Origin of the sequence: Legionella busanensis, assembly GCF_900461525.1 — a bacterium.
Taxonomy (GTDB): Bacteria; Pseudomonadota; Gammaproteobacteria; order Legionellales; family Legionellaceae; genus Legionella_C; species Legionella_C busanensis.
Map to the genome: position 1 here is coordinate 1,167,247 of NZ_UGOD01000001.1, position 14,663 is coordinate 1,181,909.

Below are 14,663 nucleotides of genomic sequence, written 5' to 3' on the forward strand. Positions count from 1 at the left end.
ATTTTGTAGATAGGAGCTGGTTATTGTCTAATTATTGTTTAATTAGAATCTTGAAAAAGCCTATCAGCACCAATTAAAGGAATAATGCGATATAAAACTTCCTCCATTACTTTAGGCTCAGCATCTGCGATAAATTTTGCTTTTCTATCTTTCCAAGAAAGAGTTTGAATAAGACTTGCAGCAACAACTGAGGGCTCCTTAAGTGTATTAACTGGAACCTCAGTACTGCCACCTCGAATTTTAGTACTTATAGGGCAGCAAATAATTAGGCCAGTTGCTTGATTATATTCTTTTGAAGATAACACTAAAGTAGGGCGGTACTTGCCTATTTCTTTGCCTTTAGTTAGTTCAAAGTCTAGCAAGATAATGTGATTTCTTTCTGGAATATAGGTGTTTGTCATTATTACTCAACTTCATTAGGGCTAGGTATATCAAGCAAATCGGCATGGGCAGTTTCTGCAGATAATCCTTTGATAAGATCTGCTTCTTTAAATGGAAAATGTTTTCTTTTTGTTGATTTAACTACCGTAAAGCCTTCTTCAGTGATTTCAACATCAACTTCAGTTCCCGCTTTAAGACGAGGTATTTCACGCATCGGACCACCAATACGTAAGGCTAAGCCATTACCCCATTTTTGAATTTTTGTATGTATTTTCATGTTTACGCCTAATGTATCAACAATGTAGATATTAATAAGTATACACAATGTATCACCAGTTCTGCAACCTCAGCAAAATAAAGTCTATTTAAAGTAGGTTCTAACTGTTGCTGGTTGGATGAAGCAATAGTAATTAAACGATTGGAATAAACAAATCTTGTTTACGCTTCGCTATATCAGATAATAAGCGACACACCTCTATTAGAAAACATCATGGTTTTTCATTTTCTTATTTTGTGCATAAAATCTTTGATTTGCCATAATTTGTTTTAAGTCTATCCTTAAATAAGATAGCTAATAATCATTTTAATCATATTCAGGGAAAGGAGATAAAAAATGGATCATTTACATCAAGATCAAAATCGAGGGCAATTTAAACCCAATCCAATAGGAAATGGGCATAGTACACCTGAGCCTGAGCAATTAAAGCCTTACTCATCAGAAAATTTACAGCAAAAACAATTCAGCCAAAAGCCTTGGCTTAAACGGACTAAACAGCGATTTGTGGAGTTATTTCACGACAGCCGTGATAAAGTAACTGACACTCAGCATGCTATTAAAGATTATTCTAATACTGCTATAGAAAAATTTACTGCAAGACCTATGCCTTATCTATTAGCAACTAGTGCTATAGGATTTTTGCTATCTTCTATGCTGCACCGAAAAGAGAATAAAAAGGATTATTTTTATCATGAATCGATGAAAGATCGTTTAATGAAAAATTTACCTCACATGCCTATCGGTCAAAAACCTTTATTTAGTCGCGTTAAAGACCAATTTAATGATTATTTTCATCAAGAGTCGATGAAAGATCGTTTAATGAAAAACTTACCTCATATGCCTTTCAGACAAAAACCTTTATTTAGCCGTGTTAAAGACCAATTTAATGACCTATTTTATGATAGCCGGGATAAAATCAGTGAGACTCAAGATACTCTCAGAGACTATTCTGACACTGCTATGCAGAAGGTTAGTGAAAAACCTTTTCCTTTCTTATTAATGACTACCGGTTTAGGATTTTTGCTATCTTCTTTGTTTCAACAAAAAAAAATAAAAGTAGTTCATTTATATCAAGAACAAGACCACAACCCTATGAAACAAAATAAAATGGAAAACAATTATAATGCTCCTCATCAAGAGCATACAGGGCAACATTCAATAGAAAATTTATCTAATATGCAATTTAGCAGAAGACCTATGCCTTATTTATTAATAGCTGGTACTGTAGGATTCTTGCTATCCTCTGTGTTTTATCGTAAATAAAATCAATTAGATTAAAAGAATTAACGAGCGTAGGTTGGGCCCTGGCCCAACTTAATGCTCATAGCGCGCATTGCCTTGATGCAGCGTAGCGAAATCTAAGTTTTTACTCTCCGAAGCCAGAATCATCCTTAGGATTTAGGATGAAGTTAGCACAATTTATAGGCATAATTCCTTTATAGACGTAATGACGAAGCCAGTTAATGTGATTTCTTTCAGGGACATATGTATTTTCATTTATAAATCTAGGGAGCGATCATTGCACAATCTATAGCCTTATCAAGCGATTATTTAATGTAAATCTAACTAATTGATCTTTAAATGATCAAACTGATAAAATTATGTTAAAAATTTAATAACCGGCAATAAATTACATTAATTAGGGGGGGGCTATGCCACATATTACCTTAGAAAGTGAAGAAAGTCAGAAGCAACAATTGCTTAATTTCTACTACGATTTTATGTCTAAGAAAAATGCAGAAGCACAAGCATTTAGTTCTCTGGATGAATTTAGAGCGAGTGCTACTTATCAAAATCTACCTGAGGAAGAAAAAGAGCAATTAGGTCAACATGAAGGGAAAAATGTAATTGTTTTGATGTTTGATGATATAGAGCAAGTTCAAGCGTTTATGGAACAGGCCCAATCAAAAGGCCTTATCAATAAGGAGCAGGCTGAAGAGGTAATATCTAGACTTAATGAGAAGATGCAATCGGCATATAAACTGGGAATGTAGTGTTAACACAATGATTTATTATTCGTAAAGCTAAAGAACAAGCATAGCACTGTTCAAGTCGTTAACTTATGTTCTTCATATTTGGTCTGTTACTATCAACTAAAAGAGCAGTTTCCTTGGGTTTAATAATTTTGCCTTTTTTCAATACTAGTAATTTATTTATTTCAACGCCTATAAATAATATTTGTGATGAAAAATAAAACCAAATTAAAATGACAATTAAAGAACTGGCAGCGCCAAACATTGAGACTCGGTTACTATGATTAATATAGTAACTAACAATAAATTTTCCTAAAGTAAATAAAATAGCTGTAATAAAAGCGCCTATCCATATGTCCTTCCAATCAAGAATAACGTCCGGTAATACCTTAAACAACATGGCAAAGAGTAAGGTAATGATGAGAAACGAAATGATGTACTCTAGAATTATGAAACTGTATACACTACCGCCAAACATTTTAACGAGCAAACTACTCATCGCTGCAAGAGTAAAACTTAACACGATTGAGACTAATAGAAGAAAGGCGATCCCCAGAACCATACTAAAAGATAAGAAACGGCCTCTAATTGTATTAAACCATCCTCTACCAGGTTTAGGCATAACTCCCCAAATTCTATTTAAGCCATTCTGAAGTTCAGCAAAAACTCTAGTGGTAGCAAAAATTAAAAAGAAAATTCCAATGATCTGAGGTATTTTGCTTTTACTAACCTCTTGGCTATTTTCTATCATGGTTTGAATTTGCGAAGCGACTTTTGTTCCTGCTAAATCAGAAATATAATCTATAATACGGCCCTGTACAGAAGCTTCGCCTAAGAAAAAACCGATGAGAACTATGCAAATAAGTAAGATGGGCGCCAATGAGAAAAGAGTATAGAAAGATAAGGCTGCAGCTAAGCTGGGAATTCTGTCTATACGCCAAAGTTTAACTAACTCTTTAAATGATTGCCAAACCTTTTCAGTGCTCATAATATACTTCCATGTTAGATGCTAACTATGTTAGACCAATTTAGCAGATTTGCGAATTAATTAGTTATCAAAGTTGATTAGCTGCGTAGCTTACTAGTTATAGTCTACAATTAAACCATAAGACTGTATAAACATCTTAATCATTCCTAAAGCTGTAATCACATTATACCGTTTTTGAACACTTTATAGTACGTTTTATGACTTTTATTGAGAACAATGATGTTTACTTATACAGCGACGATTTATTTTGGCTCACATGTAATTAATACAAAATCCAGTGATGATTTAGACGCTCTTTTTATCTGGATGTTGACTGAAGGGGATAATGACTTTGGCGATTATAGTGGCCAAATTGTTAATAATAGTAATCTCGAAGTCATCAGACAATTTAAAAAAAATTCTTTTTTAAATTAAATGCAGATCATTTTTCATTTATGACTTTTTATCCATTCAAGCTATATCAAGAAAAAATTTTCATTATCAAATAGTTAGATGTGAGCGCTGATTTTAAATGAATTGACACTCACTATAGTCTATAGCAATAATCTTGATGGCCTTTGATAAGACATTTTTGACAATCACTTGAGGAGAAAATAAATGAATAAAGGATTTTGTGTAGGTTTATTATTCTCTTCTCTATCGTCATTATGGGCAGGTAGTATGGGACCTGTACTTCCTGAAACGCAGTGGTCAGGATTTTACGTTGGTGGTAATCTGGGTGGTATGTGGCTTTCATCAAAATGGATTTATAAAAACATCAATCCCTACGATGCTTCAGGCCCAAGTGGTCCAATCATTGCTACAACCAATCGCTTTGATATGTCAAATGTATCTGGTGGTGCTCAAGGTGGTTTTAATTACCAGCTTAACCAATGGGTCATGGGTGCTGAGCTAGCTTATGTTTGGACTGATTTAAGTAAAACGCAATCTAACGTAGCGCAAGCTTTTTCTGCTCGTGGTTCACAGCAAATAGTAAATACGAATATCAAAGGGTTTTTCTTAGCTACAGGTAGACTAGGTGCCTTAATTAATCCTGATTGGCTTTTATATGCAAAAGGTGGTTATGCAAGGGCTACGATTAAAACGAGTGGCAGAACACTACCAGCACTTCCTCCGCTGAATTTAAATTGGAACACGTCTAAGGACCACAATGGATGGGTAGCAGGCGGTGGTATAGAATATCAATTTATGAAAAATATAACCCTAGGCGTTGAATATAATTATATTGGTTTAAGCAATAAATTACATACTGGCCCTGTTTCTGGCGGTCAGCTTATTGGTCCAAATAACCAGGTTGTGCATCAAGTCAATGCAAACACGCAAAATGTAATGGGACGTTTAAATATTTTATTTGGATGATAATAAAGTAGTCTTGATGCAGCGCAGCGTAATCAAGGTTTTTATTTAGATATAAATGCTATTTAAGGCGATTAAGTATATCTATAGATTATGACATAAATGATTTGCACAGCATTGGTGATAATAATCATAATAAAAAATAATACGTGTGCAATGCTATAAGCTGCAACCTGAATTTCATATATCAAGCCGCACCAGCCTGCAAAAAAGTGACAAATAAAATAAATTACGGATATATTATTTACATTTTTTGATTTAATAGTTAGCCACGTTTGTGGTAAACATCGTGATGCACCTAATAGTAAACCTATATAACTTAATGTAATAATAAATTCACTCATTACTTTCCTTGTTTTGCATAACGCCTTATAACAATAAAAGAAATAAAAAATAACAGACCTATAGCTGAAAAAGGAAAAACCATGATATAGCGTTCAAAGTAAATGTCATAAATTATAAAGAGCAGCGATTGGGTTGAACCCATCAACATCATTACAGGTGACACGCCTTGCGAATTTTTATTTTTGATGATTTTAATAAGGAGCGGTAAAAAGGAAAGGATCAATAAAATTGTCGCTATTATAAGTAATAGATTAGTACTCATTGAATTACCTTTAAAGCAGCTTGCTCAGTTGGAATGTTCAATGCTAAGGATAACTGAATCAAATTGTTAACAATATTTTTTAAGTTAGCAAATTTTTCTTTGATTCTTACTGTATTAATTTTCTTATTACCTAACTCATTAAGAACTAATATTAATCCGCCACTATTAGCTATGTAATCAGGTACATATAAAATTCCCATCTTATGCAATTGTTCACCTATATTGTGGTCAACAAGTTGTTTATTCGCGCCACCACAGATCACCCTACATTTCAACTCTTTAACATTATCGGGATGAATAACATTGCCATAAGCGCAAGGACATAAAAAATCTATCTTGATTTGATAGATAACTTCTGGCTCTACAACGTTAATAGCTGGAAACCTTTTTTTATAATAATTCACTTTATTATTATCAACATCGGTAACAAAAATTTTGCCGCCTTCTTGATAAATTCGCTCTAGTAAATGGCCACCAACTTTGCCCAGCCCTTGAATTGCAAACTTTTTTCCTGCTAAATTCGAATTAGAAAATATAAAATTAGCTGCGCTTTTAATAGCAATCAAAATCCCTTCTGCTGTATAAAAAGAAGGATCAGCATGATAACCGATAACATATGGCGTTATTTGACTAAGGAATTTTATATCTGTACAAGTTAAGCCCATATCTGTACCTGTTACAAATTGACCCCTAAATTCATTAAGTATTTTAGCGTACCTCGCTAGCCACTTTTCCCTTTCAGCAGATAAGTGACTCTCAATAATACAGGCTTTTGCTGAGCCATACTCTTGATAACCACAGGCTTTAAGCTTATATGACATGTTTTGCGAGAGTTGTAAGACGTCATTCAACGCTTCAGGTTCGTTTTTATAATTTCTTACCCGTGTGGCGCCAACGGCCATTTGTGGTGTTTGCGTGTGGATAGCTAAATATCCGCATAGTCCTACCTGATCATCTGTAAAACGATAAACACCAACATGATTATTGAAATTAATATTATGTATTAATAAATTATTTCTGATCCGTTCAATAGGCATCTAAATACAAACTACTTACACTTGTCTTTCAAGTTTAGCACTTTTTTGCGCATATCGTTTCAAAAATATTTAAGTTTTTGATTTTGATTTATAAATACCATACTAAATTAGACATATTTATGGCTTAAATGACAAAAAAGGTAGAATAGAAATACCAATTGCTCATATTCTAATCGTAAAATTTATTCTTTACACGGAGATAATTGATTTTTTAAGTTTGACTTAAAAGTTAATAAAATTTAATATGCACATTTTTCACACTTACAATCCTTTTTAAGGACATAAAGAATGAAAATATGCAGCTCTCAATCTGCAAGTTTAAACTGTTTATTTAAAAGGATAGTATGATTCCTAAAGATTCCCCTTCATCTACTGATAGTTTGCCCTCTGATCTATTAAGCGGAGAGACTCATGAATTTCATAGGCAGGGGGGTGATCTTACCGAAAATTCTTTTGTGACTATTCCGCTAACAAATGACTTAGAGAATGTAGAACCTGATGATATTGAAGAGTTTTATAGTTTTGGAAGGGTGTTCAAAACAATTAGCAAACTTTCAATTCCAATGGCATTATCCTTCACATTTAGTATTGAAATATTTTTAATAGTTATATTACTTAATAATTTAAATGAAAATGACAATGAAAATGATGTAGCCGCAGCAACCCTAATTTCCGTATTACTTAATGCTTTAGCAGTAATTGGCATGTCTCCATTATTTTCTATGAGCGTTCTTGCATCTAATAAAATTGGTGAGTTAAATGAAGCTGAAAAACGCGGCGAAGATTTAATTTCATTGCAAGAAAAACGAGAGTATATAGCAAGTATCAATAGAAATGGCCTCTGGATGTCTGCAGTACTTACTCCTCCCGTGATGGCAGGTATGTTTTTTTCAAAACCTTTATTAACTAACCTTTTTGGCCAGAATGAAGATGTAGCTCAAATTGCGCAAAATTTTTTAAGAACTTATTCACCTGCAATTGCTGGATTAATGGTTCGTATCTCTTCTGAACAAATGATGTTTAGCTTTGGTCGAGCGATGCCAGCTATGTTGATTGGGTTGGCAAACCTTGGTTTAGGTACAGGACTCTCTATTTGGCTAGGAAAGGGGGGGGTAGGTGTACCAAAATTGGGCGGTACAGGTATTGCTATAGGTTTTGTAGCTGAAGCCTATTTAACAGCATTATTTTATTCTCTTTACCTTGCTAAGCATAAGGATTTTAAGCAATTTGAATTTTTTAAAATATTTAAGCGATATGAAGGACAATTTACGCAACTTCGCCAACTTTTGAAAATAGGTGGCTCTATTTCTTTTGCTGTGGCCAGCGAAATGAGTATGTCTTTTGCTGTAGGAGTATTTTCAGGCTTAATAGGAACTAGGGCACAATCAGCTATAACCTATGTAAATCAATTTATATTTCTAAATTTTTTAGGTTTAGCTAGTTTCGGACAAAGTAGTTCTCAAGAGGTAAGTAGGCTTATTGGTGCAAAAAGCTATGAAAATGCAAGTCGCATGGGTAAATATTCTTTGCTAAGCACTATGATTTACACTTCTCCTATTCCAGCATTTTTTGCCATTATGCCTAGTTTTTTGATTATATCGGGCCCTAATAAAGATGAGTTAACCGCTATCTTAAAATATCTTGTTCCAGCTATGGCTCCAGGAATTATTGCTGATGCTGCACGCTATAATCTTTTACAACAACTACGACCTTTAGGTGACATTAAGGGTGCTACTTTTGTTTCTGTTAGTGGATTATCTATAGGAATAATTCTATCTGCTGTGTTGGGTCTCAAAACTTCTATGGGAATTTATGGGGTAGGCGCAGGCAATACTGTTGGGGTTCTCATAGCCACAGGTGGTTTACTGCATCGTTGGCAATCTAGAATTAAACCTGAAAATATAAAAAAAATGGCTGAAGCGCCGCTTACTAATCCTACGTTACTTAGCTCACCTACAAGGAGTTGTTATAGCTTTTTTAATGGATTATTTAATAAATATAAAGAACAGAATTTACTGATAGAAGATAAAAAAAATTATGGTACGAACATTGATTTTCAACAGCCTTAGAGGAGAAATAGTCGGTACTTTTTAGGATTTTAGAAGGTTTTTTTATCATACTTAGCTATCTAAATGAACTGATTTATAGCATAACTTCGTTAATGTTATTACTTTAGTTAATTTAATGAACTCTAATCAATAAATAGAAAAAGAGCTTAAGTAGATAGAAAAGAAAATAACAAAATTAAGGATGTTTTGTGATGCGTAAATTGCCTCTTAAAACAGCTTTTTGTTTCGCAATTTTTAGCAAAATTTGTCAAGGAGGAGGAGAGTACTTTAATAGCGATATTAGTATTTAGTTATAATTATAAAAAAGGTTGTAATATGAGTGGTCTCTTTTCAATTAAATCCTTAAATGAAATATCAAATGCAGATAAACATATTTTTAATACGCATAAAGCTTCATTTCGTGCTGACTTTGAAATAGATGATAAAGCAAATTTCTTCAGGGGAAAAAAAGCAGTTTTATTTATTAGTGTTGGTCAAGCTTATCATGAAAGTGGAAAATTTCTATCTACCATAAAATTACTTAATAAATATGATTTTAAAAGTATCGATCTTATGATGGCTGATACACTACAAAGACATAATTTCATGGGAGCAATGGGTAGACAAGCTGCTTATGAGTATACCCAAAATGCGGGAGATTTATGGCTTAAGAGAAACCAATTTTCATTAGAGCAACTTGCTTTAGAGCACCAAATCATTCGTTGGGATGAGCTTTTAGCCCATAAAGATTATGCTAAATACCGAAAATTAATTGATGAACATTATAATCTTAATGCTGATTATAGAGAAGCGTTAACCGTAAATGCTAGTGCTTATATTGAGCGCTTAAAAGCAATTAATCCCAATGTTGAAGAAGAAGAATTGCTTGCCAATGGACTGGAGTACCTTATTGAGGAAATGCCTATTGTAATGCCAATGTGGGCAAATATGGGCTATGATGTCATTATTTATCCTAAGCCTCTTACAGTAGGCATGAAAAAAACCTATGAGGTATTCATAAAAGATGTTTATCCAGATAAATGCCTATGGGTTTATTTACGTTTTAAGAAAGAAAAATCTAGTAATTTCCCACAGCTTAAGGACGATTTTTTTACTGACCGAATGGATGCTTTTACTACAGATGAAAACCGAGCTGTATAAGTATTTTTATTTAAGGTTTATGAGGTACCTATGGCCAGTATTTTTTTAGAGAAAAAAGATCAAACAGAGTTAGTAGATAAATTAAATAATTTAATGAAGTATATGACTGAAAATTTTTCAGCTTATAAAAGTTATATTGACTCTCCAGTTAATACGCAAATCGAATGTCTTGAAGATTTAGTTAAATTTCCGATTTTAGATAAAAAAGAATCTGTTGCATTACAATTATCAAAAGAAGTTTTAGATAGAAATCCTTTGGCTTATTTTGAAACGAGTGGAACATCGGGTTCGCCATTTCCAGTGATACCGGATTTTGCTACGAATCGAAGCCAAGAATTCGCAGATTTTATTAATGAATGGTTGGATTTGGATAATCATCCTATAAAAAGAGCGGTAATAGCCTTGCCCTTTGAAATGAATCCTGTGGGACTAAAATATTTTCTTGCTTTAAATCAATTAAATATTATGTCAATTCCTGTTGGTGTGCGAACTCATTTGTGCCCACCAAAAAAAGTCATTGATATTTTTGAAAGGTTAAAACCTGAGTTGTTAATTGCAAGGCCAATGGAAACATTAAGATATGCAGAAGCAATGGAAACTCAAGGGCTGGATCCTAAAAAGTCATCAATTAAAAAGATTATTTTAACCGGCGAGATTGTTTCTAAAGCAAAATTTGACCGCATTTCTCAACGCTTCGGTGGCGCAGATGTCCATAGCGTTTATGGCTTAACAGAGCTAGATAGTGGTGGAATGGTATCCTGTCATAAACATCAATATCATCTACCTTCTAAACCTTATCTTGTTGCTGAATTATTACAAGATGATTTTAAAACCCCTGTTATGAATGATGGAGACATTGGAAATATTGTTCTAACCAACACGCATCAAAATTATATGCCTCTTTTTCGTTATAAAACAGGGGATTATGGCGTACTAAAAAAACAATGTAATTGTAATCAATTTCAAACGCCAATTATAAATTTGCTAGGAAGAAGTAGTGACAAAATCAGTTATAACGACAAGGTTATTTTCCCAATTCAAATTGAAGATATTATCTTTCAATTTGATCAAATAGCCTCAGATTATCAAATTATCAGCTCACAAGGTGAAATTTCATTAAGGCTTGAATGGTTAAATAAACACTATGATCCCAAAGAAGTAGAGGCTGTTAAAGATGAAATTCAAGCTAATATTTTCAATCAGCTAGGTATTAATCTAGATGACATTCAAATATTAGAGACTGGCAAGTTATATAACAAATTAGGCATAGCAAAAAGCAAAGCAGGTACTTTAGTTCAATTGGATAAAGAGTCTAATCCTGATGCAATCAAAGCAGCATTAGAAATTAATTTTAGCTGTATTGAGGAACTATAAAAGTAACTATAGATAGAAGGCTTAACAAGGTGAATTATGATTAATTGGGATAGTTATCGGGATCTTTTTCCTGTAGTAAAAGATAAAACTTACTTTATGACTGCTGGTGGGGGAGCGATGCCAACGCCAGTTTATGAGGCTATAAAAGATCGATATTGGCAAGTAATGCATCGTGGTGGCGATGCTTTTGGTGAAAATATTGGAATTATGGAATCATGCCGGGAAAAAATAGCTAACTTAATCAATGCAGAAAAAGAAAATATTGCTTTTATTCCAAATGTGTCTTATGGCATGAATGCCATAGCAAACTCTTTAATATCCCAGAATACTGTATTAATTCCAGAAAATGACTTTCCATCTACTATAGTACCTTGGGAAAATATTAATGCGCCCATTGAATTCATTTCTACAACTCCGGATTTACAAGATAATATTTTAGAAATATTAACTAATCAATCTACTGAGAACTGTTCTCTTGTTACTAGCAGTATTAGTTATGCAAATGGTTATCAATTAAATCTAGATGAGCTAGCAAAGCATAAAAAGCAAACTCACTTTATCATTAACCACACGCAAGGTATTGGCGTTTTTCCAGTTGATGTTAAAAAACAAAAAATAGATGCCTTAGTTTGCTCTGCTTATAAATGGATGTGCTGTGGTGAGGGAATATCGTTTATGTATATCAGCAATGAATTATTTAAAAAAATGAAACCAGCTTTAGTTGGATGGCGTAGTATACAACAAGCTATGAGTTTTAATGGACAAAAGCAATATTATAACGATGCGCGAGTCTTTGAACTTGGCTGGGATAATATGACTATTTTTTCTGGGCTTAAGGCAGCATTAGAATTACTTAGTGAGATAGGTATTGAAAATATAGCGGCACGGGTTTCTTCTTTATCGTCTTATCTAATCAATGCTTTAGAAAAACAAGGCATCCCTGTTCTTACACTTAATAATAAAGAGCATATTTCAGGAAATGTCTTGATTGGTCCTTTAAAAAACCCTAATGCTGTTTTTGAAGCCTTACAGAAAAAAAATATTTGGGTTAACGCTAGAGGTAATGGCATACGTGTTTCACTTCATTTTTATAACACTTTCGAGGATATTGAAAAGCTTGTAAGGGTTATGCCAGAAATAATGAAGGCAGATAAATAGTAATAAATAGTTAGTTAAGTGGGATAAAATAATGAAATTTAATTATGAAATACCTGTTATTGATGTATCGTTGTTAGCAACTGCAAAATCTATTGATGAACTACGCCCCTTAGCTGCAAGGTTATATGAGGTCTACTCTCAAATTGGGTTTGCCTATATTGTTAATCATGGCGTTCCACAATCTATATTCGATGCTATTTTTGAGCAAGCGCGTTTATTTCATCATTTACCTGAACATGAAAAAATGAAGATTGTGCAGAATGAGTTTTTTCGCGGTTATATGCCTTTTGCATCCTCTATATTAAAAGTATCAACGCTTGGAAAAGCAGTAAAACCAAATCAAAGTGCTGCTTTCATTTTAATGCATGAAGTAGACAAAGCAGATCCTGATTATATTAAAGGGATTAATATGGCCGGACCCAACCAATGGCCTTCAGAGGAATTACTACCTGACTTTAAACCGACATTGTTACACTATCGCGAAGAAATGACGGTCTTATTAAAAAATCTTATTAGGCTTTTTTCCTTATCATTTGAGCAAAGTTACTATGCTTTTGATCACTTCTTTTATAAGCCGACTAATTATCTAAGACTTCAATATTATCCTGCACAACCAGATGTTATCCCGGAAGATCAATATGGTATTGCGCCACATACTGACTATGGGTTTTTAACCCTTTTAGTTCAAGATAATGTTGGTGGCTTGCAGGTATTAAGCCCTGAGGGCGATGGGCGTTGGATAGATGTTCCTCCACTAGAAGGTGGCATTATTGTCAATACAGGCGATATGTTACGCCGCGTAAGTAATGATACCATCATTTCAACGCCACATCGTGTTATTAATACATCTGGACGTGAACGATATTCCATTCCCTTTTTCTTTGAACCTAATATGCATTCGATGATTTCACCAATCAAAGGGAAAACATCTTATCCAACTATTAAATACGCTGACTATATCATGGAAAGAATCCAAGGAAATTATGATATTGGCGCTAAGAAAGAAGAGAATATTATCAACTAGAGTCATTTAATCGAATTTTAACTGGGTGAATACTACTGGAATTAATATGGAAAATACGTTAACTCAACAAATACAAATCAGACAATACTTACCTTTATATACGGTAATATTATTAGGTTTTTTAGGGTATGCATTAACAATCACTCTATTTATTCCAATGCTTATGGATACTAACTTTTTGCTGCTCCCAGCTGATGCATCAACTTCAATGAGGTTATCCTTATCAGGGCTGTTATTGGCTATGTATCCATTAGGACAATTTTTTGGTTCACCCATTATAGGAAATTTGTCTGATCATTACGGTAGAAAAAAAGTATTAATTCTTAGTCTTATCGCGTGTAGTTTTGGATTTCTGGGGATGGCTTTGAGTATTCAATTTCATCTATTAAATTTTTTGTTTGTAAGTTCTTTTTTAACAGGCTTATTTGAGTCAAATATGGCTATTTCGCAATCTGTAATAGCCGATAGGGTCCAAGATTCAGCGTTAAAAAATAAATTAATTGGGTATGGCTATTCGGCATGTAGTTTAGGATATATTATTGGTCCTTTATTAGCTGGCAGCACATTTAGCTATAACACACCCTTTTTTATAGTTGCTTTATCTGTGCCGTTATTGATCATATGGATTTATCAAAGTTTCGATGAACATAGTAGTGTACCTAATAAAATTGAGAAAATTAAATTTACCAAGTCACTACTCTCAATTAAGTCAGTATTTCAGAACTCTAAGTTGAGAAGAATCTATTTGATTAATTTTTTAATTTTCTTTTCAGTGCAGGGATTATATCGAGTTGTTCCTCTTTATATTGAAGACACGTGGACTATTTCCTTACATACTTTTTCGTTACTTATATCTTTTGTATCATTTATGTGCTTTATTGCCAATTTGCTAATCCTAGAGAAATTAGCAAGTCGTTATCCAACCAAAGTACTATTAAGCGGTTTACTTTTTTTTAGTGGCCTATCTATTTTGTTAATTGTTTTACCCAAGGACTTTAATTGGATTTGGTTGACTTATGGAATTGTAGCTATACCTACTGTGATGGCACTACCCACATGTACCACTTGGCTTTCAGAGCATGTTTTGGCAAAAGAACAAGGCCAAGCTTTAGGTAACAATCAAGCATTACTTGTATTCGGTGAAGCTTCCTCTGCTGCTCTTGGAGGAATGGTTGCAGCAATCATGGTTCCCTTACCGATAATAATGACTGCTTGTATTTTGCTAGTTACAGGGGTATTAGTTAGAAGTAGTAAGGCAGATTAAATTAATTAAAAGTAG

Annotated in this window: 16 protein-coding genes; 10 read left to right on the forward strand and 6 right to left on the reverse strand. The window is 33.5% G+C overall.

All coding sequences use genetic code 11. From position 1 onward, the window contains the following. Positions 1-38: 38 nt before the first annotated feature. Together DYH30_RS05330 and DYH30_RS05335 are read right to left on the reverse strand one after the other, a co-directional pair. Complete coding sequence (locus tag DYH30_RS05330) at positions 39-401, reverse strand: type II toxin-antitoxin system PemK/MazF family toxin (protein ID WP_115330653.1); 363 nt, start codon at positions 399-401, stop codon at positions 39-41. Positions 402-403: 2 nt separating this feature from the next. Continuing rightward, complete coding sequence (locus tag DYH30_RS05335) at positions 404-658, reverse strand: AbrB/MazE/SpoVT family DNA-binding domain-containing protein (RefSeq protein WP_115330654.1); 255 nt, start codon at positions 656-658, stop codon at positions 404-406. A gap of 336 nt (positions 659-994) precedes the next feature. Between DYH30_RS05335 and DYH30_RS05340 the strand changes: the two genes are divergently transcribed. Further along, positions 995-1,921: a hypothetical protein gene (locus DYH30_RS05340; protein WP_115330655.1), complete on the forward strand. Its 927-nt coding sequence runs from the start codon at positions 995-997 to the stop codon at positions 1,919-1,921. Between the two features lie 389 nt (positions 1,922-2,310). Beyond that, entirely contained in the window at positions 2,311-2,652 is a 342-nt protein-coding gene (locus tag DYH30_RS05345; protein WP_115330656.1) for a hypothetical protein, read from the forward strand. Between the two features lie 61 nt (positions 2,653-2,713). Here the strand turns inward: DYH30_RS05345 and DYH30_RS05350 are convergent, their stop codons facing one another. After that, the gene (locus DYH30_RS05350; RefSeq protein ID WP_115330657.1) at positions 2,714-3,619 is read right to left on the reverse strand and encodes a YihY/virulence factor BrkB family protein; all 906 of its coding nucleotides are present in this window, start codon (positions 3,617-3,619) and stop codon (positions 2,714-2,716) included. Positions 3,620-3,835: 216 nt separating this feature from the next. On the opposite strand from DYH30_RS05350, the gene DYH30_RS05355 reads away from it, so the two are divergent. Both DYH30_RS05355 and DYH30_RS05360 read left to right on the forward strand, forming a co-directional pair. Next, positions 3,836-4,033, forward strand: coding sequence for a hypothetical protein (locus DYH30_RS05355; protein ID WP_242604635.1), 198 nt, complete (start codon positions 3,836-3,838; stop codon positions 4,031-4,033). 183 nt (positions 4,034-4,216) lie between these two features. Continuing rightward, on the forward strand, positions 4,217-4,978 hold the full coding sequence (locus DYH30_RS05360; protein WP_115330659.1) for an outer membrane protein: 762 nt from the start codon (positions 4,217-4,219) through the stop codon (positions 4,976-4,978). Positions 4,979-5,049: 71 nt separating this feature from the next. On the opposite strand, the gene DYH30_RS05365 is transcribed toward DYH30_RS05360, so the two are convergent. The 3 genes from DYH30_RS05365 to DYH30_RS05375 are packed head-to-tail and all read right to left on the reverse strand — an operon-like array spanning position 5,050 to position 6,619. Beyond that, entirely contained in the window at positions 5,050-5,319 is a 270-nt protein-coding gene (locus DYH30_RS05365; RefSeq protein ID WP_115330660.1) for a PQ-loop domain-containing transporter, read from the reverse strand. Beyond that, complete coding sequence (locus DYH30_RS05370) at positions 5,319-5,582, reverse strand: SemiSWEET family transporter (protein ID WP_115330661.1); 264 nt, start codon at positions 5,580-5,582, stop codon at positions 5,319-5,321. Before DYH30_RS05370 ends, DYH30_RS05365 begins: the two co-directional genes overlap by 1 nt. Continuing rightward, positions 5,579-6,619: a Glu/Leu/Phe/Val dehydrogenase family protein gene (locus DYH30_RS05375; RefSeq protein ID WP_115330662.1), complete on the reverse strand. Its 1,041-nt coding sequence runs from the start codon at positions 6,617-6,619 to the stop codon at positions 5,579-5,581. The genes DYH30_RS05370 and DYH30_RS05375 overlap by 4 nt, the downstream gene beginning before the upstream one ends. 344 nt (positions 6,620-6,963) lie before the next feature. On the opposite strand from DYH30_RS05375, the gene DYH30_RS05380 reads away from it, so the two are divergent. The 6 genes from DYH30_RS05380 (at position 6,964) to DYH30_RS05405 (ending at position 14,648) form a co-directional block, all read left to right on the forward strand. Next, positions 6,964-8,688: an MATE family efflux transporter gene (locus DYH30_RS05380; RefSeq protein ID WP_115330663.1), complete on the forward strand. Its 1,725-nt coding sequence runs from the start codon at positions 6,964-6,966 to the stop codon at positions 8,686-8,688. Between the two features lie 315 nt (positions 8,689-9,003). Further along, entirely contained in the window at positions 9,004-9,828 is an 825-nt protein-coding gene (locus DYH30_RS05385) for a tRNA-dependent cyclodipeptide synthase (RefSeq protein ID WP_115330664.1), read from the forward strand. A 30-nt stretch (positions 9,829-9,858) separates the two neighbouring features. Further along, entirely contained in the window at positions 9,859-11,202 is a 1,344-nt protein-coding gene (locus tag DYH30_RS05390; protein WP_115330665.1) for a phenylacetate--CoA ligase family protein, read from the forward strand. Between the two features lie 36 nt (positions 11,203-11,238). Next, positions 11,239-12,360 carry an aminotransferase class V-fold PLP-dependent enzyme gene (locus DYH30_RS05395; protein ID WP_115330666.1) on the forward strand — a complete coding sequence of 374 codons (1,122 nt, stop codon included), beginning with the start codon at positions 11,239-11,241 and terminating at the stop codon, positions 12,358-12,360. A 31-nt stretch (positions 12,361-12,391) separates the two neighbouring features. Then, positions 12,392-13,384 carry an isopenicillin N synthase family dioxygenase gene (locus tag DYH30_RS05400; protein ID WP_115330667.1) on the forward strand — a complete coding sequence of 331 codons (993 nt, stop codon included), beginning with the start codon at positions 12,392-12,394 and terminating at the stop codon, positions 13,382-13,384. 46 nt (positions 13,385-13,430) lie between these two features. Next, the gene (locus DYH30_RS05405; RefSeq protein WP_115330668.1) at positions 13,431-14,648 is read left to right on the forward strand and encodes an MFS transporter; all 1,218 of its coding nucleotides are present in this window, start codon (positions 13,431-13,433) and stop codon (positions 14,646-14,648) included. Positions 14,649-14,663 lie beyond the last annotated feature (15 nt).